This is a genomic window from Scopulibacillus daqui (genome assembly GCF_016908855.1).
In the GTDB taxonomy this organism is placed as follows: domain Bacteria; phylum Bacillota; class Bacilli; order Bacillales; family Sporolactobacillaceae; genus Scopulibacillus_A; species Scopulibacillus_A daqui.
In genome coordinates this window covers 1-21,729 of sequence record NZ_JAFBER010000011.1, presented here as the reverse complement: position 1 = coordinate 21,729, position 21,729 = coordinate 1, and the positions used below count along the sequence as shown (strand labels likewise).

General features: G+C 40.2%; 23 protein-coding genes and 1 pseudogene. 16 read left to right on the top strand and 8 right to left on the bottom strand.

Annotation, left to right across the window (positions count from 1 at the left end):
- Window positions 1-65: 65 nt before the first annotated feature.
- Together JOD45_RS09290 and JOD45_RS09285 are read left to right on the top strand one after the other, a co-directional pair.
- Window positions 66-1,079 carry a cytochrome d ubiquinol oxidase subunit II gene (locus tag JOD45_RS09290; protein WP_338056067.1) on the top strand — a complete coding sequence of 338 codons (1,014 nt, stop codon included), beginning with the start codon at window positions 66-68 and terminating at the stop codon, window positions 1,077-1,079.
- A gap of 34 nt (window positions 1,080-1,113) precedes the next feature.
- On the top strand, window positions 1,114-1,782 hold the full coding sequence (locus JOD45_RS09285) for a potassium channel family protein (protein WP_338056071.1): 669 nt from the start codon (window positions 1,114-1,116) through the stop codon (window positions 1,780-1,782).
- Between the two features lie 47 nt (window positions 1,783-1,829).
- Here the strand turns inward: JOD45_RS09285 and rnjA are convergent, their stop codons facing one another.
- Both rnjA and JOD45_RS09275 read right to left on the bottom strand, forming a co-directional pair.
- Window positions 1,830-3,509: a ribonuclease J1 gene (rnjA, locus tag JOD45_RS09280; protein ID WP_205003613.1), complete on the bottom strand. Its 1,680-nt coding sequence runs from the start codon at window positions 3,507-3,509 to the stop codon at window positions 1,830-1,832.
- Window positions 3,510-3,512: 3 nt separating this feature from the next.
- A complete protein-coding gene (locus JOD45_RS09275; protein WP_205003612.1) occupies window positions 3,513-3,722 on the bottom strand; it encodes a DNA-dependent RNA polymerase subunit epsilon in 210 nt (69 codons plus the stop codon).
- Window positions 3,723-4,115: 393 nt separating this feature from the next.
- On the opposite strand from JOD45_RS09275, the gene JOD45_RS09270 reads away from it, so the two are divergent.
- Entirely contained in the window at window positions 4,116-4,895 is a 780-nt protein-coding gene (locus JOD45_RS09270; RefSeq protein ID WP_205003611.1) for a Cof-type HAD-IIB family hydrolase, read from the top strand.
- 72 nt (window positions 4,896-4,967) lie between these two features.
- Here the strand turns inward: JOD45_RS09270 and def are convergent, their stop codons facing one another.
- Window positions 4,968-5,516 (bottom strand): peptide deformylase, encoded by a 549-nt coding sequence (gene def, locus JOD45_RS09265; protein ID WP_205003610.1) that lies wholly within the window; start codon window positions 5,514-5,516, stop codon window positions 4,968-4,970.
- A 121-nt stretch (window positions 5,517-5,637) separates the two neighbouring features.
- Window positions 5,638-5,829, bottom strand: a pseudogene (locus tag JOD45_RS16975) (YjcZ family sporulation protein); the annotation flags it as partial.
- Between the two features lie 405 nt (window positions 5,830-6,234).
- On the opposite strand from JOD45_RS16975, the gene JOD45_RS09255 reads away from it, so the two are divergent.
- The 5 genes from JOD45_RS09255 (at window position 6,235) to lpdA (ending at window position 12,259) form a co-directional block, all read left to right on the top strand.
- Window positions 6,235-6,894 (top strand): YkyA family protein, encoded by a 660-nt coding sequence (locus JOD45_RS09255; protein ID WP_205003609.1) that lies wholly within the window; start codon window positions 6,235-6,237, stop codon window positions 6,892-6,894.
- Between the two features lie 411 nt (window positions 6,895-7,305).
- Window positions 7,306-8,349 (top strand): pyruvate dehydrogenase (acetyl-transferring) E1 component subunit alpha, encoded by a 1,044-nt coding sequence (gene pdhA / locus JOD45_RS09250; RefSeq protein ID WP_205003684.1) that lies wholly within the window; start codon window positions 7,306-7,308, stop codon window positions 8,347-8,349.
- 3 nt (window positions 8,350-8,352) lie between these two features.
- Window positions 8,353-9,330 carry an alpha-ketoacid dehydrogenase subunit beta gene (locus JOD45_RS09245; RefSeq protein WP_205003608.1) on the top strand — a complete coding sequence of 326 codons (978 nt, stop codon included), beginning with the start codon at window positions 8,353-8,355 and terminating at the stop codon, window positions 9,328-9,330.
- A gap of 249 nt (window positions 9,331-9,579) precedes the next feature.
- On the top strand, window positions 9,580-10,845 hold the full coding sequence (locus tag JOD45_RS09240) for a dihydrolipoamide acetyltransferase family protein (RefSeq protein ID WP_205003607.1): 1,266 nt from the start codon (window positions 9,580-9,582) through the stop codon (window positions 10,843-10,845).
- Between the two features lie 4 nt (window positions 10,846-10,849).
- Window positions 10,850-12,259: a dihydrolipoyl dehydrogenase gene (gene lpdA, locus JOD45_RS09235; RefSeq protein ID WP_205003606.1), complete on the top strand. Its 1,410-nt coding sequence runs from the start codon at window positions 10,850-10,852 to the stop codon at window positions 12,257-12,259.
- A 69-nt stretch (window positions 12,260-12,328) separates the two neighbouring features.
- On the opposite strand, the gene JOD45_RS09230 is transcribed toward lpdA, so the two are convergent.
- Window positions 12,329-12,724, bottom strand: coding sequence for a thioredoxin domain-containing protein (locus tag JOD45_RS09230; protein WP_205003605.1), 396 nt, complete (start codon window positions 12,722-12,724; stop codon window positions 12,329-12,331).
- A gap of 300 nt (window positions 12,725-13,024) precedes the next feature.
- Here JOD45_RS09230 and JOD45_RS09225 point away from each other — a divergent pair, with 300 nt between their 5' ends.
- Window positions 13,025-13,135, top strand: coding sequence for a GapA-binding peptide SR1P (locus JOD45_RS09225; protein WP_205003604.1), 111 nt, complete (start codon window positions 13,025-13,027; stop codon window positions 13,133-13,135).
- 57 nt (window positions 13,136-13,192) lie between these two features.
- On the opposite strand, the gene JOD45_RS09220 is transcribed toward JOD45_RS09225, so the two are convergent.
- The gene (locus JOD45_RS09220) at window positions 13,193-14,671 is read right to left on the bottom strand and encodes an aminotransferase class I/II-fold pyridoxal phosphate-dependent enzyme (RefSeq protein WP_205003603.1); all 1,479 of its coding nucleotides are present in this window, start codon (window positions 14,669-14,671) and stop codon (window positions 13,193-13,195) included.
- Between the two features lie 95 nt (window positions 14,672-14,766).
- Between JOD45_RS09220 and JOD45_RS09215 the strand changes: the two genes are divergently transcribed.
- Window positions 14,767-15,729, top strand: a complete 963-nt coding sequence (locus JOD45_RS09215) for an NAD(P)H-dependent flavin oxidoreductase (RefSeq protein WP_205003602.1) — start codon at window positions 14,767-14,769, stop codon at window positions 15,727-15,729.
- A gap of 57 nt (window positions 15,730-15,786) precedes the next feature.
- Here JOD45_RS09215 and JOD45_RS09210 read toward each other — a convergent pair whose 3' ends face one another.
- Window positions 15,787-16,428 carry a YktB family protein gene (locus JOD45_RS09210; RefSeq protein ID WP_205003601.1) on the bottom strand — a complete coding sequence of 214 codons (642 nt, stop codon included), beginning with the start codon at window positions 16,426-16,428 and terminating at the stop codon, window positions 15,787-15,789.
- 351 nt (window positions 16,429-16,779) lie between these two features.
- Here JOD45_RS09210 and JOD45_RS09205 point away from each other — a divergent pair, with 351 nt between their 5' ends.
- Together JOD45_RS09205 and JOD45_RS09200 are read left to right on the top strand one after the other, a co-directional pair.
- A complete protein-coding gene (locus JOD45_RS09205) occupies window positions 16,780-16,968 on the top strand; it encodes a hypothetical protein (RefSeq protein ID WP_205003600.1) in 189 nt (62 codons plus the stop codon).
- Between the two features lie 169 nt (window positions 16,969-17,137).
- On the top strand, window positions 17,138-17,974 hold the full coding sequence (locus JOD45_RS09200; RefSeq protein WP_205003599.1) for an inositol monophosphatase family protein: 837 nt from the start codon (window positions 17,138-17,140) through the stop codon (window positions 17,972-17,974).
- A 65-nt stretch (window positions 17,975-18,039) separates the two neighbouring features.
- On the opposite strand, the gene JOD45_RS09195 is transcribed toward JOD45_RS09200, so the two are convergent.
- Window positions 18,040-18,210 (bottom strand): DUF5325 family protein, encoded by a 171-nt coding sequence (locus JOD45_RS09195; RefSeq protein WP_205003598.1) that lies wholly within the window; start codon window positions 18,208-18,210, stop codon window positions 18,040-18,042.
- Between the two features lie 170 nt (window positions 18,211-18,380).
- Here JOD45_RS09195 and typA point away from each other — a divergent pair, with 170 nt between their 5' ends.
- The 4 genes from typA (at window position 18,381) to JOD45_RS09175 (ending at window position 21,604) form a co-directional block, all read left to right on the top strand.
- Window positions 18,381-20,216, top strand: coding sequence for a translational GTPase TypA (gene typA / locus JOD45_RS09190; protein WP_205003597.1), 1,836 nt, complete (start codon window positions 18,381-18,383; stop codon window positions 20,214-20,216).
- Between the two features lie 126 nt (window positions 20,217-20,342).
- Window positions 20,343-20,672, top strand: coding sequence for a YlaH-like family protein (locus JOD45_RS09185; RefSeq protein WP_338056062.1), 330 nt, complete (start codon window positions 20,343-20,345; stop codon window positions 20,670-20,672).
- Window positions 20,673-20,855: 183 nt separating this feature from the next.
- The gene (locus tag JOD45_RS09180) at window positions 20,856-21,326 is read left to right on the top strand and encodes a hypothetical protein (protein WP_205003596.1); all 471 of its coding nucleotides are present in this window, start codon (window positions 20,856-20,858) and stop codon (window positions 21,324-21,326) included.
- Window positions 21,314-21,604: a YxcD family protein gene (locus tag JOD45_RS09175; protein WP_205003595.1), complete on the top strand. Its 291-nt coding sequence runs from the start codon at window positions 21,314-21,316 to the stop codon at window positions 21,602-21,604. The genes JOD45_RS09180 and JOD45_RS09175 overlap by 13 nt, the downstream gene beginning before the upstream one ends.
- Window positions 21,605-21,729 lie beyond the last annotated feature (125 nt).

The window sequence follows — 21,729 nt, the reverse complement described above, 5'->3', positions numbered from 1 at the left end:
GATTAGATTTTGTCTAAAATAACGAGTAAAAGCGATTGTTTGTACAAATGAAGAGGGGGACTGATGTGGTTGGCTGGTTAGGGATAACGGTACTATGGATTTTTCTCTACAGTTATCTAATATTAGCGTCGATTGATTTCGGTGCAGGATTTTTTTCATTTTACGATAGAATACAAAATAAACAGGCAGTGAGTTCGGTTATTAATCGTTATTTGTCGCCGGCATGGGAAGGGCTGAATATTTGTTTTGTTCTGCTGTTTGTTTGTGTCATCGGACTTTTCCCGCAAACGGCCTTTTATTATGGCACGGGGCTGTTAGTGCCTGGAAGTTTTGCGCTTATTTTAATGGCGCTTAGAGGTTGTTTATATGCATTTTATTATTACACCTCCAGAGATGGGAAGATATTCAGAACTTTTTATGGTGTGACCGGATTGCTGATACCTGCTGTTCTTTCGACGGTTTTAACGATTAGTGAAGGCGGCTTTATCAGTTTAAAGAATAATAAAGGTCATTTACTCATCAGCAAGCTTCTGACCAGTTTTTATTCTTGGGCTGTTATCATGTTGGCGATAGTCAGCGTGCTGTATATAAGCGCTATGTTTTTAACTTATTATGCGAATAAGGTAAATGAGAGGCAGGCATCCGAAAAAATGCGTGCGGCAGCGCTTTGTTGGAGTGTACCGACAATATTGGCTTGTGCATTAGTTTTTGCCGCATTGCAAGTGCATAACCCTGAACATTTTAATCAAGTATTAAATCATGCTTGGATGTTTGAATTATCTCTTGTTTGCTTTTTCATTGCTGTAACTCTTATTTTTCGAAAAAAGTATTATGGTTTAGCATTTTTCTTAGTTCTGCTTCAATTCTATTTTGCTTTTTTCGGCTATGGATTAAGCCATTTGCCATTTCTTTTATATCCGTATGTTGAATTTCATGTCAACTTTTCATTGCCATTTGCCAGTCTTATATGGCTATTTGCAGCTGTTACTTTTTTGGCGATTCTTATCCCATTTATCATTCTCTGGCTAAGACTATATATTTTAAAGAAAAACAAGCAGAATAGAGATAATGTAATGTAGTTTTTAAAATTTATTGTGATCATATGGAGGAATGATTGTGAAAAAGCAGTTTGCAGTGATTGGATTGGGGCGTTTTGGCGGGAGCATTTGCCGCACATTAAGCGAGCAGGGAGCAGAAGTCCTCGCTGTGGATATTGATGAGGAAAGGGTTAATGAATTTACGCCGATTGCCACTCATGCGGTCATTGCCGATTCAACCGATGAATCAGTATTAAAAAGTTTAGGGCTCCGCAATTTTGACCATGTCATTGTGGCCATTGGCGATAATATACATGCCAGTATATTAACAACGCTTATTTTAAAAGAATTAGGCGTTAAAAAGGTGACGGCAAAAGCGCAAAATGATTATCATGAGAAAGTTTTAAGAAAAATCGGCGCTGATTTTGTGATTCACCCAGAACGGGATATGGGTGTTCGAATCGCCAATAACATCACTTCAACAAGCGTATTAGATTATCTGGAATTATCTGATAAACATAGTATTGTTGAAGTTATTGCTGGAAAGAAGATGGATGGAAAAACATTAAGCGATTTGGATGTTCGTGCTAACTATGGCGTCAATATTGTTGCTATAAAAGAACATGGATATATTAATGTGTCTCCGCGTGCAGACCAAACGGTTCACGAGGGCGATATCTTAATTATTATTGGCTCTGATCCGGATATTGACCGTTTCAAAAAACAAATGCTGGATAATGAATAAGCGTCTATAACAACGAAACAGACCCTTAAACGAAGGGTCTGTTTCATTTATTTATCTTCAGAAACTTCCATAATGATAGGCAATATCATCGGTTTGCGCCGTGTTTTTTCATATAAAAACGGAGCGAGCGTTTCTGTAATTTCATTTTTTATTTCTGTCCACTGGGTTGTTTTTCTTTCCATGACGGTATCTAAATGTTTGCTTAACAAGCTTTGCGCATCGCTGATTAAATCTCCGGATTCTCTCATATAGACAAAGCCCCTTGAAATAATATCAGGACCGGCAAGCACCTTGTGATTTTTCATATTAATGCTGACGACAACGATCACAAGCCCTTCTTCAGATAAGATTTTTCGATCCCGTAATACGATATTGCCGATATCGCCAACGCCGCTGCCATCAATGAATACTGAACCGGAAGGAATCTTTCCGGCGATATGGGCTTCGTCGGCATCTAATGCAAGGACGTCGCCATTATCCATAATGAAAGAGTGGTCAAGAGGAACGCCGCAATCATAAGCGAGTTCAACGTGCCTTTTCAGCATGCGGTATTCGCCGTGGATCGGCATGAAAAACTTCGGTTTGATTAAACGAAGCATCAATTTTTGCTCCTCTTGTCCGCCGTGACCTGAAGTATGGATATCAGTAATATTGCTCTGAATAACATCAGCGCCTGCGCGGAAAAGCTGGTTAACGGTTTTGTTGACACTCACTGCGTTGCCTGGTATAGGTGATGAAGAAAAGACAACTGTATCACCTGGGATAATTTGGATCTGCCTGTGCGTTCCATTAGCGATTCTTGATAATGCAGCCATCGGCTCTCCTTGACTTCCGGTGCAAAGAATCGCTACCTTATCCTCAGGAAGACGATTAATCTTTTGATGTTCAATAAAAGTATCCTTAGGTGCACGGATGTATCCAAGTTCTTGTCCTATTGTGATTGAAGCCTCCATGCTGCGTCCAAAGACAGCAATTTTTCGTCCTGTGCTGATTGCAGCTTCAACAACTTGCTGCAGGCGGTGGATATTAGAGGCGAAAGTCGCAAAAATAATTCGCCCTTTAACTTTTCGAAAAATGTCTGTGATATTGGCGCCGACTTGCCGTTCAGACATTGTAAAGTTGGGAACTTCACTATTAGTGCTGTCTGAAAGCAGGCACAACACGCCTTCTTTGCCGATTTCAGCCATTTTAGTTAAATTGGCGGGATGGCCTACCGGCGTAAAATCAAATTTAAAATCACCGGTATGGACAATATTTCCCGGCGGTGTTTTAACAACAATGCCGTACGAATCAGGAATACTGTGTGTTGTACGGAAAAAAGTAACGGATGTCTTTTGGAACTTAATGACATCATCTTCATTGATCACATTCAGTTTTGCTTGCCTTAACAAGCCGTGTTCTTCAAGTTTATTGCGGATCAGTCCAATAGCAAGTTTTCCCGCATATATAGGTACGTTAATTTCCCTAAGCAAATACGGGACACCGCCGATATGGTCCTCGTGGCCATGGGTAATAAACAGCCCTTTAACTTTATCCGCATTTTTAATTAAGTAAGTATAATCAGGAATAACGTAGTCAATACCAAGAAGCTCGTCTTCAGGGAATTTAATGCCGGCGTCTATGAGAATAATTTCATCCTGAAATTGAACAGCATAAGTATTTTTTCCGATCTCGCCTAAGCCGCCAAGGGCAAAGACCGCGGTTTGATGATTTTTTACAAATTTCATATGTTATATCTGCTCCGCTTTAAAGTCTTCCGACTGTTTCTCATAGTCTAGGTATGCGCCGTCTACCTTTAAGATAACCTCAATATTATATGGCTTTTCCGCTAACTTTTCGCGAACCTCTCGTTCGCTTTCCGCTTCAATGTAAAGCGTTTTTGTATTTTCCCTGATAGGCACTTCTTCAATTGATTCCTGATAAAGTACTTTGTAAATCATGTAAAACCTCTCCTTAATATGTCCTGAATATTTTTCCTGTGTCTATTATAAATGAAATAAAACTGTTTTTCAGTAAAATATTATTATTGACCGGCACTATCAGAAGCGCCGGTCCCTGCGAGTTAAATTTGAGCTAAGCGGTTTTTAGCCAAAAGCTCTTTCATTCTTCTCAGCCATTTTTTCTTAACTCTTCTAAACATGGCCACCCTCCTTGAAGCATGTCTAGGTGCTGATCCAGGAAAGCTTGACCACATATCACATGGCTTGTTATTAGTTTGCACAATTGGCATAAAACCATGTAAAATATATATCTGTTATGAGCTTAAAATGATTTTTGCTTAAATCTTCATTTGGCATCACTGTTAACTTTTAATTAAACTAGGAGGAACCGGCATGCAGGACCGAAAGATAGTCTTCTTTGACATAGATGGCACATTAGTTGATGACGAGAAGAAGATTCCGGAATCGGCAGTCCAAGCCGTTAAAACGCTGCAAGAAAACGGTGTGATAACAGCCATAGCGACTGGACGGGCGCCATTTATGTTTAAACATATTAGAGAACAATTAAATATACAGACATTTGTAAGCTTTAATGGGCAGTATGTTGTACACAACAACGAACCCGTCTTTAAAAATCCGCTTTCTAAAGAGTCGCTCTTTAAACTTGAACAGCAGGCCGAAAAAAACGGGCATCCAATGGCTTTCTTAGGCTCTGAAACAATGGCGGCCAATAACAGCCATTCTTTTATTGAAAAAAGCTTTAACGACCTTAAAATCATCCCTCCGCTGGAAGATCGCATGTTTCACCATAATGAAGAGATTTATCAAGCGCTGCTTTTTTGCAAACAAAGCGACAAAATGGATTATCTTGATATGTTCAGTGATTTTGAATATATCCGTTGGCATGAGTATTCAATGGATGTTGTGCCAAGCGGCGGGTCGAAGGCTGAAGGAATTAAGTATTTGTTAAACAAACTTAATATCGATATCAAAAATACCTATGCCTTTGGAGATGCATTAAATGATATAGAAATGCTTTCTTTTGTCCCGCACAGCTTCGCGATGGGAAATGGCGTTGACGAAGCTAAGCAAGCAGCAAAATATGTGACAAAGCACGTTCAAGATGATGGCATTTATTATGGTTTACAACAAGCAGGACTTTTAAACGTATAAAAATGCTGGAGTTACTCCAGCATTTTTTTATATAAGAAAAGAATAAATGCCTGCTGCGCGTTAAAACTTGAATTACTCGCTGAGCGCGCCTTCAGGAATTTTAAAAGGATTTTCTTTGTCAATACGATCGTAAAACATAATGCCGTCTAAATGATCAATCTCATGTTGGACAGCAATGGAAGCCAAACCTTTTAGCCTTAATGTCACTTCCTTGTTATTTATATCATAAGCATGAACTTTAATTCTTGCTTTGCGCGGCACGATCCCCGGAACATCCCTGTCAACCGAGAGACATCCTTCTCCGCCTTCTAAGTAAGTTTGTTCAACAGAGTGGCTAATAATTTTAGGGTTAAATAATGCGTATTGATGAAGTTTATCCTTATCGTCCGTTAAATAGATAGCGATCATTCTTTTGCTTATGCCTATTTGGGGAGCAGCTAAACCAATGCCTGCCCGCAATTGATATTTTTCTGCAATTTCTTCGTCTTGGCTGTTAATCAGAAATTCCATCATTTTTTTTAATGTTTCTTTATCTTCGTTTGAAGCAGGTATTTGCACTTCTTCGGCTACTTGACGAAGAATAGGATCTCCTTCTCTCACGATGTCATCCATAGTCAGCATTAACAACACTCCTCATCTGAGTCGATCTGCATTTTTTGTCATATGTATAGTTTATCACAACAAATATTAAACATAAAAATCAAATTAAGGACTTGCATCATTGACGCAAGTCCGGCGTGCACTAATTAATTATAGTAGAAGCCCCTACGATAATTAATAAAATAAACAGTACGACTATTAAAATAAAATGTCTATTGCCGCAAGGACCATAGCAGCCGTCTGCATACATCGGATAACAGTATTCTCGATGCACAGGATAATAGCCGTCACAGCAATCCCAATTTACTGGCCCCCCAAAGCCATAGGAACCGTATCCCGCCCCATACGGCTCCGCAAGAACTGCATGGGCATGCGGATGTTTAAAATGGTGATGATGCGGATGATGTTTGTGATGATGTTTATGAAAATGGTGCTTATGATGATGCATATGATGATGCGGGTAATAATGATGCATCATAACAGGATTTTCAATATTTAAATGATCAATATTTGCCCAATGATCCCAGTCATCCCAATGACCCCAATGATCCAAATTATCAAAATGTTCCATGCCAATTCCTCCTATAAAAAATGGGTACATTCATAACATATGTCTTGGGTATAAATGTGTTTGGATAGTTGCCCATAAGGTTTTCCCTCTATTCGATGTCATTTCTTTTCACAATTTGTTATGATCTATATTGGTTAATGCAGAAAGAGAAATAGAGGAGGTCCTGATTTGAAATTTTTACGTGCAGTGCCCTTGATGGTAGCGGCAGGGTTAATAATGGCTGGCTGTCAGTTAAACTTTTTAAAGAATCCATGCGAGAAGATTTATCATCAATTAGAGAAATCAGCTTCTGAAGAAAAAGAATTCAATCAAGTGCAAAAGCCGCTTGTCGACGCTGAAGGAAAAGAGCAAACGTTATACAATCAATTAGTTAACGTTGATAAAAATAATGACAAGAAAACTTCACAATTAAGTCAACAAGCCATTCAATCTGTTGAAAAAAGAAGCCGATTAATAAAGAAAGAAAAGGATAGCATTGACAAAGCTTATCAAACTTTTAAAAAAATCCTTCCGCAAATCAGCAAGATAAAAGATGATGAAGCAAAGCAAGAGGCTGAAAGAATGGCAAACACAATGAGCACTCGTTATAAGAATTATCAAAAACTATACAATGACTATCAGTCAGCTTTAACGGATGACCGCAAGCTGTATGAATTATTTAATGATCAAAAACTGAAAGCGGACACGCTGCAAAAACAGCTAGAAAAAGTAAACAGCCATTATCAGACGATTGATAAGGATAAAGATGCTTTTAATAAAGCAACAAAAACATTTAATCAGCAGAAAAAAATTTTTTATAATGTAGCAGATATCGATAAAGAGGAATAAAAAGGCGTCTATGGCGCCTTTTTTTATGAAAGCGCTGCTACAGATGTAGTACAGATACCGGTTTTTTATTATAACAGTTTGTAGAACAGAATGTGAGCCTTCCTTATTGACTTAAATAAAGCCAGTATTATACACTGTTAATGGATATGGGTTGTACTAGTCATATATGTAAAATGAATGAGACAGATTAATAGCAGTCACGACCCATCATTTATATCATAAATTGACTAAATGGCGTTTTAAACGGGTATACCAAGTATGGTATAACTTTTTACTTTTTAATAAACATACCTACATTATAAAAAGTGATCAATTCAACCAAACTGCTATTAATACATTTTTTTATTTAAAAAAGAAGAGGTGAAAAGATTGGCAACTAAAAAACTCGATAAAGTTGAGAAGCAATTTGAAATGCTGCAAATTCTCAACGAAGAAGGAGAAGTTGTTAACGAAAAGGCAATGCCTGATCTCTCTGACGATCAATTGAAAGAATTAATGCGCCGTATGGTTTACACAAGAATTTGGGATCAGCGCGCATTGTCATTGAACAGGCAAGGACGTTTAGGATTCTACGCACCAGTAGCGGGGCAGGAAGCTTCAATGCTCGCTAGTCAATTTGCGATGGATGCTGAAGACTGGCTGCTTCCATCTTATCGTGATATTCCGCAATTAGTTTTTCATGGCTTACCTTTGACAAAGGCTTTCTTATATTCAAGAGGCCATTTCGAAGGCGGTCAAATCCCTGACGGCGTTAACGCATTAATGCCGCAAATTATTATTGCTGCGCAATGTACTCAAGCAGCGGGTGTTGCATTAGGCCTTAAAAAACGCGGTAAAAAGAATATTGCATTAACATATTTTGGAGACGGTGCGACTTCACAAGGCGACTTCTATGAAGGCATTAACTTTGCAGGCGCATATCAAGCTCCAGCTGTATTTATCTCACAAAACAACCGTTTTGCAATCTCTGTGCCAGTTGAAAAACAAACAGCTTCTAAGACGCTTGCTCAAAAAGCTGTTGCGGCAGGTATTCGCGGCGTTCAAGTTGACGGCATGGATCCGCTTGCTGTCTATGCGGCTACAAAAGAAGCTCGTGAACATGCTGTTAATGGAGAGGGTCCAACCTTTATTGAAACATTAACTTATCGTTACGGTCCGCATACGACTGCCGGCGATGACCCAACACGTTATCGTACAGAAGAATTAGATAACGAGTGGGAAAAGAAAGATCCGCTTATCCGCTTCCGCAAATTCCTAGAGAACAAAGGTCTGTGGTCTAAGGAAGACGAAGAGAAAACGGTTGAACAAGCGAAAGAGGATATAAAAGCAGCTCTTAAAGAGGCTGACAATACGCCTAAGCAAAAAGTAACAGATCTTATTAAGATTATGAATGAAAAACTTCCATACAATCTCCAAGAACAGTTGGAAGAATACACTAAGAAGGAGTCGAAATAACCTATGGCGCAAATGACAATGATCCAAGCTATTACTGATGCGCTTCGCACTGAGCTCAAGCGTGATAAAGATGTGCTTGTTTTTGGTGAAGACGTAGGTAAAAACGGCGGTGTGTTCAGAGCAACGGAAGGTTTGCAAGATGAATTTGGCGAAGATCGCGTCTTTGATACACCTCTGGCCGAATCCGGTATTGGCGGATTAGCTCTTGGACTTGCTATGCAAGATTATCGCCCAGTAATGGAAATTCAGTTCTTTGGGTTTGTATTTGAAGCAATGGACAGCGTTGTATCGCAAATGGCACGCCTTCGTTACCGTTCAGGCGGAAAGTACCAAGCGCCTATCACAATCCGTGCGCCATTTGGCGGCGGTGTAAAAACCCCTGAACTTCATGCGGACAACTTAGAAGGTCTATTTGCTCAAAGCCCTGGTGTTAAAGTTGTTATTCCTTCAACACCGTATGACGCAAAAGGATTGCTTATTTCTGCAATTCGCGACAATGATCCGGTCATTTTCCTTGAACACATGAAACTTTACCGTTCGTTCAGAGGAGAAGTTCCTGAAGGAGAATATACTATTGAACTTGGCAAAGCCAACGTTGTCCGTGAAGGCAATGATGTTACAATCATTACTTACGGTGCAATGGTTCAAACTTCTCTTAAGGCTGCGGAACAATTGGAGAAAGAAAATATCAGCGCTGAAGTGATCGACTTAAGAACAGTCAGCCCGCTTGATATCGAAACGATTATTAAATCCGTAGAAAAAACAAACCGTGTCGTTGTTGTACAAGAAGCACAAAAACAAGCAGGAGTAGCTGCTAACGTTATTGCTGAAATTAATGATCGTGCGATCTTGCATCTTGAAGCGCCTGTTGGCCGTGTTGCGGCTCCAGATACAATATTCCCGTTTGCTTCAGCGGAAAATGTATGGCTTCCAGATGAAAACGACGTAATTGAAAAAGTAAAAGAAACATTAAACTTCTAACCTAACTGAGAGCAGCTTGTCGATTAAGAAGCTTTTTGGGCGGCGGCAAGATCTGGCCCGCATCAGCTATCAACCTATCTTGGCAGCTGCACCGAATCAGTGCATAGTTGCCAAGATATACTGACTAAGATGATACAACAGCGGACAACATGGGTTGTATTCCGCAGATAAGAATCTGTTTCATTCGGATTCCTAGTTTCCATACATCTAAGAACGACTGCAAAAAAATACGAAGGAGGCTAAATTTCAATGGCGTATAATTTTAAACTTCCGGATATCGGTGAAGGTATTCATGAAGGTGAAATTGTAAAATGGTTTGTAAAACCCGGCGACGAAGTAAAAGAAGACGATGTCCTTGCCGAAGTTCAAAATGATAAATCTGTTGTTGAAATTCCATCACCGGTAGATGGAAAAGTATTAGAAATTAAAGCTGAAGAAGGTACTGTGGCTGTTGTCGGCGACATCATTATTACTTTAGAGGCAGAAGGCTATGAAGGCGACGATGCTGATGAATCAGCTGCAGGCGAGGAAAAACAAGAACAGCCAGAAGCAAAAGCTGAATCCAAAGAGGAACAACAAGAAGCTGCACCAGCTAAGGGTAATGATACTCGTGTCATTGCTATGCCTTCAGTGAGAAAATATGCGCGTGAAAAAGGTGTAAACATCAGTGAAATCCATGGCTCCGGGGATAACGGCCGCATTTTAAAAGAAGACGTCGATAAATTTATTTCCGGCGATGCCCAACCTGAAAAAGCTGCTGAACAGCCTGCGGAAACTCAAGCACAACAAGCAGCTCCTCAGCCGCAGCAAGAAGGTTTGGAAACTCGCGAAAAACTCCGCGGCATCAGAAAAGCTATTTCAAATGCAATGGTGCATTCCAAACATACCGCTCCTCATGTTACACTAATGGATGAGGTTGACGTGTCGAAAACTGTTGCCCATCGTAAAGAGTTTAAGGCAGAAGCGGCTGAACATGGCATTAAGTTAACTTACTTGCCTTATGTTATTAAAGCCCTTGTATCTGCATTGAAAGAGTATCCTGTTCTTAATGCGACAATTGACGACGAGAATGAAGAAATTGTCTACAAGCATTATTACAACATCGGTATAGCAACAGATACAGATGCTGGATTGGTTGTACCTGTTATCAAAGATGCTGACCGCAAGTCCATGTATCAAATGGCGGCTGAAATTAGCGAATATGCAGAGAAAGCCCGCGAAGGCAAACTCGCTCCTAATGATATGAAGGGCGGCTCTTGCACGATCACAAATATCGGTTCTGCCGGCGGACAATGGTTTACTCCGGTTATTAATCATCCGGAAGTTGCTATCCTTGGTATTGGACGCATTGCTGAAAAAGCAGTTGTAAGAGACGGCGAAGTTGTCGTAGCTCCTGTACTTGCTCTTTCATTAAGCTTCGACCATCGTCTTATTGATGGCGCAACAGCTCAAAACGCGTTAAACAAAATCAAGCGGTTGTTGAACGATCCGCAACGACTAATAATGGAGGCGTAAGCAAATGGTTGTAGGAGAATTTACAACAGAGGTCGATACAGTTGTTATAGGTGCTGGTCCCGGGGGATATGTAGCTGCCATTCGTGCGGCGCAATTAGGACAAAAAGTGACAGTTATTGAAAAAGGTAATCTAGGCGGCGTTTGTCTAAATGTTGGATGTATTCCATCCAAAGCCTTGATTTCTGCAAGCCATCGCTTTGAACACGCACAAGAGTCTCAAGACATGGGTATCACTGCTGAAAATGTCAGCCTTGACTTTTCTAAGCTTCAAGAATGGAAAGGTTCTGTCGTTAATAAGCTGACCAGCGGGGTTGCCGGCTTATTAAAAGCCAATAAAATTGAGGTTGTTGAAGGCGAAGCATTGTTTGTCGAGAAAGATGAAATCCGCGTTAATCACGGTTATGAATCTTCTCGCTATAAATTTAAAAACTGTATTATTGCAACAGGTTCAAGCCCAATCGAAATTCCATCATTTAAGTGGAGCGAAAGAGTCATTTCTTCTACAGGCGCCTTAGCATTAAAAGAAGTCCCTAAGAAAATGGTTGTCATCGGCGGCGGCTATATCGGTGTTGAATTAGGCTCTGCTTTTGCGGGATTCGGCACTGAAGTGACTATCTTAGAAGGTTCAAAATCAATTCTTCCTGCTTTCGACAAAAAAATGGTAGCACTAGTTAAGAAACGTCTTAAGAAGAAGGGTGTTACGATCCATACAGAAGCTATGGCTCAAGGCGTTGAAGAAAGAGAAGACGGTGTGACTGTTAAAGCCGAAATTAAAGGTAAAGAAGAAGCATTTGATGCTGATTATGTACTTGTAACGGTTGGACGCCGTCCAAACACCGAAGGTCTTAACCTTGAAATGATTGGCGTTGAAATGACTGACCGCGGACTTATTAAAGTAGACAAGCAGTGCAAAACAAATGTTGACGGCATTTATGCTATCGGAGATATCGTTCCTGGTCCGGCGCTTGCTCATAAAGCTTCTTATGAAGGAAAGATTGCCGCTGAAGCCATTAGCGGAGAACCATCAGAAGTTGATTATATCGGCATTCCTGCTGTTGTCTTCTCTGATCCGGAACTTGCAACAGTCGGTTTATCAGAAGAGGAAGCAAAAGAACAAGGCTACGATGTAAAAGTAGGCCAATTCCCATTTGCAGCAAATGGCCGTGCTTTGTCACTTAACGATACTGATGGCTTTATGAGACTTGTAACACGCAAAGAAGACGGACTTCTTCTTGGTGCGCAAATCGCTGGTTCAGGTGCAAGCGACATGATCGCTGAACTTGGCCTTGCTATTGAAGCAGGTATGACTGCTGAAGACATTGCACTTACTATCCATGCTCACCCTACACTTGGTGAAATTGCTATGGAAACAGCTGAAGTTGCCTTAGGTTCACCTATCCATATTGCGAAATAATATCATACTAAGTAAAAAAAACCATCACTGGAAAGTGATGGTTTTTTCTTTGGCATAACATATATCGCTTTACGTTTTTATTAAAAAAGGCTTGATTTGCTTATAAATATGATTCCAGCTGTGCTTGCCTTGGATCGTTTTAATGGGTTCTTTATCAGAGAACAGGATAAGCGCTGGGTAATGATGAATTTTAAATTCCGGTGCTAAATCTGGATGTTTTTTGACATCATAAATATGCACGTCGCAATCTTTGTTTGGATAATGATCTTTTAAAAGCAATAAAGCATAATAATATTGTTTGTCATATTTACCGGATTCAGAGTCATTTGTAAGCATTATTGTATGAATGCCGTGGCCTTTAAAAGGGCTTAATGCGTGGCTGATTTGATAAGTATGGAGATCCTCGCTGGATATTAAGAGAAGCAAAACCAATGGAAGAAGTTTTAATATTTTAGAAATAGACACTATATCACATCCGCTACAATGAATAATGAGTATTATAGGTCTATTTTATCATGTAAAAAGAAGTGGGATTTTATAACACAAGATTTGTTAAGAAAATGAAAACTGAGCATTAAAATGTAACAAAATTACAATATAAGTGGTGTAAATGTAAAATAATTTAGATCTGCCTATCTTGAAAAGGTATATCATATTATGACTTTAATTAAAATAAATGTGTTATACTTAATGGGGTTGACATAGCCAATAATGTGTCATATTATATAAATACAAAATCAAGCGCTTACAAAGGGAGATGGGGAAATGGGTATTATCATTTGCCAAAAATGCGACTGCACGATTGAACATGTGAAAGATGACAAAGTTAGAACTTTATACAGCACATGTAAAAAATGTAAAAAAACAAAAAAATAATTTGTTCCGATATATTTTTTGTATACACTTAAAAGAGCTTGCCAAGGGCAAGCTCTTTTATTTAATAGGCGTTGTTTCTTTAACAACCTTTAACATCGAAAGCGTTGGGTCTTCAGGACCTTGAACTGGAAGGCCTGACTGAAAATTTTCGATAATGTAATTTAAATTATCGCGTGTAATGATTTCGCCAGGCGTAAAAATAGGTATGCCAGGCGGATAGACCATAACAAACTCGGCAATGATGCGCCCCTCAGACTCCCAAAATCCCACATTTTCTGTTTCTGCATAGAAGGCTGAACGCGGTGACAGTGACAGCTTTGGCATTTCCGGGACGTGAACCGGCATTTTTTTATGTTTAACGGCGTGGTTGATTAAACTGAATTCGTCTGACATATGGCGGAGTGCGCTAACAAGCTGTTGAATCGTTTGTTCGGTATCCGCAGGCGTGACTAGGCAAAGAATGTTATATAGATCTGACAGCTCAACTTCAATTTGATATTTTTCCCGCAGCCACTGCTCCGCATCATACCCGCTAATGCCTAATTGTTTAACCGAGATCAGCAATTTAGTCGGATCTTGGTCAAACGCGGCCTGACCGTTTAATATTTCTCTGCCGGCGCAATACAAGTGATCAATATCGTTAATAAGCTTGCGGGCTTTTTCTGAAAGCGCAATAGCCTTCGATATTTGTTCTTTTCCTTGAGTTGCCAGAAAACGTCGAGCCGCATCAAGAGATGCAAGCAGCAAATAAGATGTTGAGGTTGTCGTGATCATACTGAGAACGGATTGTACGTGTTTAGCTGATACAAGCCCCTCTTTAACATTTAAGATTGAACTTTGTGTGAGAGACCCTCCAAGCTTATGCACGCTTGTCGCGGCCATATCTGCTCCCGCTTGCATTGCTGACAGCGGCAAGTCATCATGAAAATGAATATGCACGCCATGCGCTTCGTCGACAAGAACAGGGATGCCGTGATGATGGGCCAGCTCAACAATTTCATTTAAGTTGCCCGCCACGCCAAAGTATGTCGGATTGATAACAAGCAATCCCTTGGCATCCGGGTGTTGATGAATCGCTTTTTGTACGGCATCAATGGTTATCCCGTGTGAAATGCCAAGCTCCCGGTCAACTTCAGGATAGACAAATACCGGAACGGCACCGGAAAAAATAATTGCAGATAATACCGATTTATGAACATTTCGTGGTACGATAATCTTATCACCGGGCGAACACACTGAGAGAACCATTGTCATAATGGCACCGCTTGTCCCTTGTACTGAAAAGAATGTGGCATCTGCGTTAAACGCTTCAGCAGCCAGAGCCTGCGCTTCCTTGATCATGCCGTGCGGTTGATGAAGGTCATCAAGGGGCGCGATGTTAATCAAATCTATTGAGAGCGCATTCTCTCCTATAAACTCCCGGAATTCAGGATCCATGCCTTGTCCTTTTTTATGTCCGGGAATATGAAATTGAACAGGATTTGATCTTACATGCTTAAGCAGTCCTGTAAATAATGGTGTTTCATGTTGTGTCAATCTTTTGCACCTCATTTTTTCAAACTAGATCTATCATAGTCTAAGTTTAAGTCATTATTCAAGTTATAAATTCATTGAAAGGGAATGGTTTTATCATGAAATGGCGTACAAAATTAACGGAAATTTTAGGCATTGAAATGCCGGTTATTCAAGGGGGGCTGGCATATCTCGCTTATTCTGAATTGGCGGCGGCTGTATCCAACGCCGGCGGGCTTGGACAATTAACAGCAATGACATGCGGGAGCCCCGAGGGTCTTCGAAGCGAAATTAATAAAATAAGGCAAATGACGGATAAACCATTCGGCGTTAATTTCGCCATCGGTCAGCATGGACGCTCCTACATTGATTTTCTTAATGTTGCCGTTGAGGCGGATGTTCCGGTTATCACGATTACAGGAGGCAATCCTGCGCCAGTTTTTGAAGCGTTAGAAGGGTGTCCGGCTAAGAAGCTCGTTTTGGTCGCTTCCAAAAGACAAGCTATTAAAGCAGAATCGCTAGGCGCTGATGCCGTGATGGTTGTTGGTCAAGAAGGCGGCGGTCATTTGGGGAAAGATGATGTTGGAACAATGGTTCTCGTTCCATCTGTTGTAGATGCGGTTAACATTCCGGTTGTTGCCTCAGGGGGCATCGGCGACGGCAGAGGATTAATGGCGGCGCTGGCGCTTGGGGCAGAAGGGGTTGAAATGGGAACACGTTTCATTGCGACCAAAGAATGCATCCATGCTCATGCCTCATACAAAAATAAGCTCTTGGAAATGGATGAAACAGATACTGTAGTTATTAAAAGAAGCTTAGGGGCTCCTGCAAGAGCTATTCACAATCATTGGACGGAAAAAATTTTAGAGATTGAAGAAAATGAAGGGACTTATGAGGCGCTTAAAACATATATTAGCGGTAAGTCCAACTGCAATTACATTCAGAGGGGAAATTCGAGCGAAGGTTTTGGTTGGGCTGGTCAAATCGCTGGCAGAATTAAGGATATACCATCTGTAGAAACGTTATTTAAGAGAATGAATGAGGAAGCTGAAGCCATTAGAAATAAATGGTGTCAATGTTAAACCATTATTTTTTCGAAGCGTTTTTTAATCAATAAATAAAGCAGCGTCATAATCGGATTATGACGCTGCAGCTGCCTCTTTAGCGTATTCGTATAACGGCGCGAGTGTTTTAAATGTTTGTTCGAACTTCTTTAACAGCTGATCTCCTTTTTCTAATATATCATCAGTACGGGCAATATGTATGCCGCACAAAATTTCCGCTTTTTTAACATTAGCGAGCCTGTCAAGCATAGCATGAAAATCTTCAATCGATAAATCCCGGTGCATAACAGCGTCAGGTTTCGTATAATCAGTCGACCAAACAAAATCATTAGGAATTTGCCCATAAACATCGTTGGCATGTTGTTCAAGCGTTCGTGCATATGATGCCTTAATCGGTGCTTCATAAATGATGGCAAATCTTGCAAAAACATGAGTGTTCCAAAGTCCAATTTGAAAATGCGGATATTTCTTATACCCTCTGGCATTATGGCTGAAAGCCACCCAGGTGTCATCAGGCGGATTAACCGTCCGCCTCGCATGTTTGGCAACATGGGGATACATGTCATCGCCTGTGATAGCAGTTAATGCAGGCGACATGAGTTTCCCCAGTGTCTCCAGCTTCGGACGAATTTGTGATTTAATTGCTGACATTCTTTCATCAAGACCGTCAATTGTAAAAACATCGAAATCTTCTGGTGAGAAACCTGAAAAATCCAAATGGCTACCTCCTATATGTTGCGGTTTATTCATAGTTTACCACAATTCATTTCAACTTAAAGTCTTTGCCGCATTTCAGTCATTGTCCCAGTTAGCCTGTTAAAAGCGGTCATTGGCTTGCCGTCCAACCTCAAGGCTTGTTTGAAACTTATGATACTGATGCAGCTGTATAATGGATATTAAGGTTTAAAAGAAGGGTTTTCGTGGAATTTAATAAGCAAGAATTATTATTTTGTTGCATAATATTGTTTAAAATCATAAAATGTTAAATAAAAACATCATAATCAGAATATTTAGTCATCATTTATGTTGTGTTTTATAAATGATAAAAGAAAGGAAGTGTAGGTTACCATGAAACAAGTTCTTCAAACTCTGAAAAGAACGGACGCTGAGAAACGCATTCCAGTTGTTAGGTTGGAAATTGATTATGAACTGGCAACGCTACACGATGCATTGATTAATGAAGATAACGAGGTCATCAAGGCTTGTAAAGCCAAACTTGAAAAATTAAGACAAGAAATGCTTCGTTTAGAGGCATAAAAAATAGTTTCGCGGCTCATTTTTATGAGCCCTTTTTTATTTATGATTTAAAGATTGGTTTTAGTACTTAGCTTTGAATTTATCGTTAATTTCTTATGCATATCATGTTTTGGCCGGGATATTTGTGTCATAATAGACAGTATAGGAATTGTAATAAAGGAGAATGAGCATGGGGGAACAACATTATTGGCTTCAAGTACATGAAAAGGCAAAGCAATGGATACAGGAAGCAGCACAGCTCCTTAAAGAATCGCTTAAAGAACAAATTGATGTTGAGTTCAAATCTTCTTATGATGATTTGGTTACTAATATGGATAGAAAAATTGAGCAGTATTTAATTGAGCGCATCCATGAACATTACCCTGATCATCGGATTGTCTCAGAAGAAGGCTTCGGGGATGAAGTATCTTCGCTTGATGGAATTATTTGGCTTTTAGATCCGATCGACGGAACGATGAATTTTGTCCATCAGCAGCGCCACTTTGCTATATCAATCGGCGTTTATGAAAATGGTGTTGGCCGGGTCGGGCTGATTAAAGATGTGATGGCAGATGATTTGTACCATTGCATTAAAGGTGAAGGCGCATATATTAATGACAAAAGATTACCGCAGCTGGAAAATAAAAAACTGAATGAATCGATCATTGCTATTAACGCCACTTGGGTTAATGACAATAAACGAATTGATCCTGAGATCATGCGGCCGATTGCAAGGAAATCAAGAGGCACAAGGTCTTATGGCTCTGCTGCCATTGAGCTTGCCTATATCGCGGCGGGAACGCTTGATGCTTATTTTACAATGCGGTTATCGCCTTGGGACTACGGGGCAGGTCTGATTCTTATTGAAGAAGTCGGCGGAAAGGCGACAAGAGTAGACGGCGCGCCGATAGATCTTTTGAAACAAAACTCTTTATTGGTTGCCAATCCCGGCATTCATCAAGAAATTACTCAGCATATAAAAGCTGAAATAGCCGAGGGCAAGTTTATTGAAAAGCCTGTTGATTAAAGGCAAAATACGTCTTAAATCACGAAAAAGAAAAGCGGGTATCCTTCACCCGCTTTTCCTGCATTTTATGATGCCTTATTCATTTTTCCCTTGATCATGAAACCAAGGCCCATGAATAAACAAGCGCCAATAATTCCTAAAATAACGCCAAGGACGCTTCCGTAAGCAATGCCGCAGCCAATGCCTATAAGTGAGGCAACAACCAAAACAGCAAATAGAAAAAGAATAATATTCATATTTCCCGCCTCCAACAATAAGTTTAGCGCATTCAAAGAAAAATAAAAAGTTTTTTCATTAGATTAAAAGAGACCAATGGTACAAAACCAAGTCTAAAGTTTCCTAAAAGTGTAATCAGTGTTATAATAGGATAGTTTAGTGCATGTATCAATGAGGGAGTTAGATTAAAATGGAAAAGAAAAGAGAAGAAATTAGAAATATAGCGATTATCGCGCACGTTGACCATGGAAAAACAACTTTAGTAGATCAATTGCTGCTGCAGTCAGGGACTTTTAGAGAAAACGAGCATGTGAGCGAACGTGCATTGGATTCAAATGACCTTGAACGTGAACGCGGGATTACGATCTTAGCTAAAAATACAAGCCTTTCATATAAAAATCATAAAATAAATATTGTCGATACGCCAGGGCACGCTGATTTCAGCGGTGAAGTGGAACGCATTATGAAGATGGTTGACGGGGTTCTCCTTCTTGTAGATGCTTACGAAGGGGTTATGCCGCAAACGCGTTTTGTGTTAAAAAAGGCGCTTCAAGAGAAACTTAAGCCGATCGTTGTGGTTAATAAAATAGATAAACCGATGGCAAGGCCGGAAGAAGTCATTGACGAAGTGCTAGATCTTTTTATCGATTTGGGAGCCGATGAAGATCAGCTTGAATTCCCGGTTGTTTATACTTCGGCTGTAAATGGCGTTGCAGGAGAAGACCCTGAACATGTTGATCAAGGCATGGATATTCTGTTTGATAAGATTATTGAATATGTTCCAGCGCCTATCGACAACCGTGACGAAGGTTTGCAATTTCAAGTGACAATGCTTGATTACAATGATTATGTCGGACGCGTCGGGATTGGAAGGGTGTACCGGGGATCTATTAAAGTCGGCCAGCAGGCATCCTTGGTTAAAATAGACGGCAGTGTGAAAAACTTTCGTGTCACAAAAATATTCGGTTATTTTGGATTGAAAAGAATAGAAATCGATCAAGCCTTGCCGGGGGATCTTATCGCCATCACAGGTATTGAGGATATCAACATCGGGGAAACAATTAACGACGTTGACAAAATTGATCCGCTGCCGATATTAAAGATAGATGAACCGACGATGCAAATGACTTTCCTAGTCAATACAAGTCCTTTTGCAGGCAGAGAAGGGCAATATGTGACAAGCCGTAAATTGCAAGAAAGATTAGCTGCTGAAACAGAAAGAGATGTCAGCTTAAAAGTGGAAAATACCGACTCGCCGGATGCTTGGGTTGTATCGGGACGAGGAGAACTCCATTTATCCATTTTGATTGAAAACATGCGGCGTGAAGGTTATGAACTCGCGGTTTCAAAGCCAACTGTCATTATTAAAGAAATTGACGGGAAAAAGTGTGAGCCTTTTGAACGGGTGCAAATTGATGTACCAGATGAATATGTTGGTGCAGTTATTGAGTCATTAGGGCAGCGAAAGGCCGAACTGTTAAATATGGAACAGCAAGACGGCGGCCAAACAAAACTTGAATTTCTTGCGCCTTCAAGAGGTCTGATCGGTTACAGAAAGGACTTCTTAACTGAAACAAGGGGATACGGCGTGATGAACCATACGTTTGACCATTTTAAGCCAATGATCAATGAAACGATCGGGGGCAGAAGACAAGGTGTTCTTGTTGCAATGGAAACGGGTCAAGCAACAGCTTATGCGATGGGACAATTAGAAGACCGGGGCGTGATGTTCATTGAGCCTAATACCCAAGTCTATGAAGGCATGATTATCGGAGAACATAACCGTGAAAATGATCTGACGGTTAATATCACAAAAGCCAAGCATATGACAAACATCCGTTCCGCGACTAAAGATCAAACAACGACATTAAAAGCGCCAAGAAAATTATCGCTTGAAGAGTCATTAAGCTATTTAAATGATGACGAGTATTGTGAGATTACACCAGAGAATGTGCGCATGCGCAAAAAAATCTTGAATAAAAATGAAAGAGAAAGACAGGAGAAGAAGGCCAAAGTGGCGAAGTAGTGAAGCAGAAAAGACAATGTCTGTTTGCGGTCATCCAATAAATTGTATTTTGGCAGCCGGAGCCTGACCGGCAACTGGGCTGCCAAAATATATTTTTGAAAAATCATTGGGAATGGAGGGGCCGGCGTGGGCAATTCAGGGAATATTAGTTTTTCGTTTTATCCCAGGTGGCTGCTGGAGCATTCATTCACTTCGGATCATACGATAACGATATTGTATTTTACAATCGTTGTATTATCGATTATTGTGTATAAGCTCGGGTTTGCAAAAAAACTGCCTATTTTAAAATCTGCTGTCGTTTATTGCCTGCTGCTCATCGGATGTTTGATTTTAACGATTCTGGCTTTGCAATTGCCAATCGTCGGCTCTTTATTTTTCGCGGCAATCGTATTAATTATTTACAAACTAAGGCTTAAAGCTTCAAAAAAGAACAATGAATCTAACAAGCAGTTATAAGATGCTCGCCGTATGGCGGGTTTTAGCCTGTTTAACGCTGTTTAAATCATTGTCATAGATATATCAATCAGTAAAGTGTAAAATGAATAAAGGGGCCGGAAAAATTCATGAAACCTTTTGATTTTTGTTCCGTATAATTATAGACGATACAATACGGAAGGTTTTTATTGAGGAGGAGTATTTATGCTTAAAAAGATCATAGCATCACTTATCGTTTTAAGTTTTGTTTTAGTCCCTATTGGAGACGCCGTTTTCCATCACGGGCCTGATTCGGCTAGCGCCCGCGGATACAAATCAGGTGTCAAATCGTTTAATATGAACAAAGGAAACAGCGGCGGCACCCACTCGCTTTTCCAAAAGAAAAATCCGCAAACGAATAAGCAAAAGACGATCTCGTCCTATAAAAAAACAGCCAACAAATCAAGCAAAGGCGGCTTCCTTAAAGGAATGCTGTTCGGCGGACTTGCCGGCATGCTTTTTGGCGGTTTGCTAAGCCATTTCGGCGCTTTAGGCTCCGTTCTCGGAATGGTTATTAATGTATTGATTATTGTGGTTGTCATTGCGGTCCTAGTCGCTATTATTCGCGGTCTTTTATCAATGATTTTCAAGAAAAATAAACAGAAAGAAGAGGAGTACAACACATGGAGAAAATAATGATTCCGGAGCAGGACATTATTAACGCTATTTGTTTGTATCTTGCGGATAAAAAGCAGATATCTCCTGAAGAGGTTCAAGTTGAACTGTTGTACGATGATGATTATGGCTTTTCAGCAGAAGCCCATGTGAATGACAGAAAGCAAGTGCTTATCACTGCTAACATCATTGAGGCCATTCGCTTTTGGCTTGATGCTGAAACTGAAATTGACCCGATTCAAGTCGGCTTGGAACTCGCGCTTGATGATGAAGAAGGCATCATAGCTTATGTTAAATAAAAAGGTTGTCGAGATTTTATCGACAACCTGAAGGGGCTGTCCAAAAAGTCAGTATAACTGACTTTTTGGCGCCCCTTTTTCATTTTTTATTTAAAAAAGTACACAAAAAAATCGCCCAATCTTGT

What these genes read in the sequence shown, in the direction of transcription:
- lpdA (WP_205003606.1), top strand. Translation starts at nt 10,850, where the DNA reads ATGGTTGTAGGAGAATTTACAACAGAGGTCGATACAGTTGTTATAGGT.
- JOD45_RS09180 (WP_205003596.1), top strand. Translation starts at nt 20,856, where the DNA reads ATGCTTAAAAAGATCATAGCATCACTTATCGTTTTAAGTTTTGTTTTA.
- JOD45_RS09215 (WP_205003602.1), top strand. Translation starts at nt 14,767, where the DNA reads ATGAAATGGCGTACAAAATTAACGGAAATTTTAGGCATTGAAATGCCG.
- rnjA (WP_205003613.1), bottom strand. Translation starts at nt 3,509, where the DNA reads ATGAAATTTGTAAAAAATCATCAAACCGCGGTCTTTGCCCTTGGCGGC.
- JOD45_RS09175 (WP_205003595.1), top strand. Translation starts at nt 21,314, where the DNA reads ATGGAGAAAATAATGATTCCGGAGCAGGACATTATTAACGCTATTTGT.
- typA (WP_205003597.1), top strand. Translation starts at nt 18,381, where the DNA reads ATGGAAAAGAAAAGAGAAGAAATTAGAAATATAGCGATTATCGCGCAC.
- JOD45_RS09195 (WP_205003598.1), bottom strand. Translation starts at nt 18,210, where the DNA reads ATGAATATTATTCTTTTTCTATTTGCTGTTTTGGTTGTTGCCTCACTT.
- JOD45_RS09205 (WP_205003600.1), top strand. Translation starts at nt 16,780, where the DNA reads ATGAAACAAGTTCTTCAAACTCTGAAAAGAACGGACGCTGAGAAACGC.
- JOD45_RS09200 (WP_205003599.1), top strand. Translation starts at nt 17,138, where the DNA reads ATGGGGGAACAACATTATTGGCTTCAAGTACATGAAAAGGCAAAGCAA.
- JOD45_RS09270 (WP_205003611.1), top strand. Translation starts at nt 4,116, where the DNA reads ATGCAGGACCGAAAGATAGTCTTCTTTGACATAGATGGCACATTAGTT.
- JOD45_RS09275 (WP_205003612.1), bottom strand. Translation starts at nt 3,722, where the DNA reads ATGATTTACAAAGTACTTTATCAGGAATCAATTGAAGAAGTGCCTATC.
- pdhA (WP_205003684.1), top strand. Translation starts at nt 7,306, where the DNA reads ATGCTGCAAATTCTCAACGAAGAAGGAGAAGTTGTTAACGAAAAGGCA.
- JOD45_RS09245 (WP_205003608.1), top strand. Translation starts at nt 8,353, where the DNA reads ATGGCGCAAATGACAATGATCCAAGCTATTACTGATGCGCTTCGCACT.
- def (WP_205003610.1), bottom strand. Translation starts at nt 5,516, where the DNA reads ATGCTGACTATGGATGACATCGTGAGAGAAGGAGATCCTATTCTTCGT.
- JOD45_RS09225 (WP_205003604.1), top strand. Translation starts at nt 13,025, where the DNA reads ATGGGTATTATCATTTGCCAAAAATGCGACTGCACGATTGAACATGTG.
- JOD45_RS09240 (WP_205003607.1), top strand. Translation starts at nt 9,580, where the DNA reads ATGGCGTATAATTTTAAACTTCCGGATATCGGTGAAGGTATTCATGAA.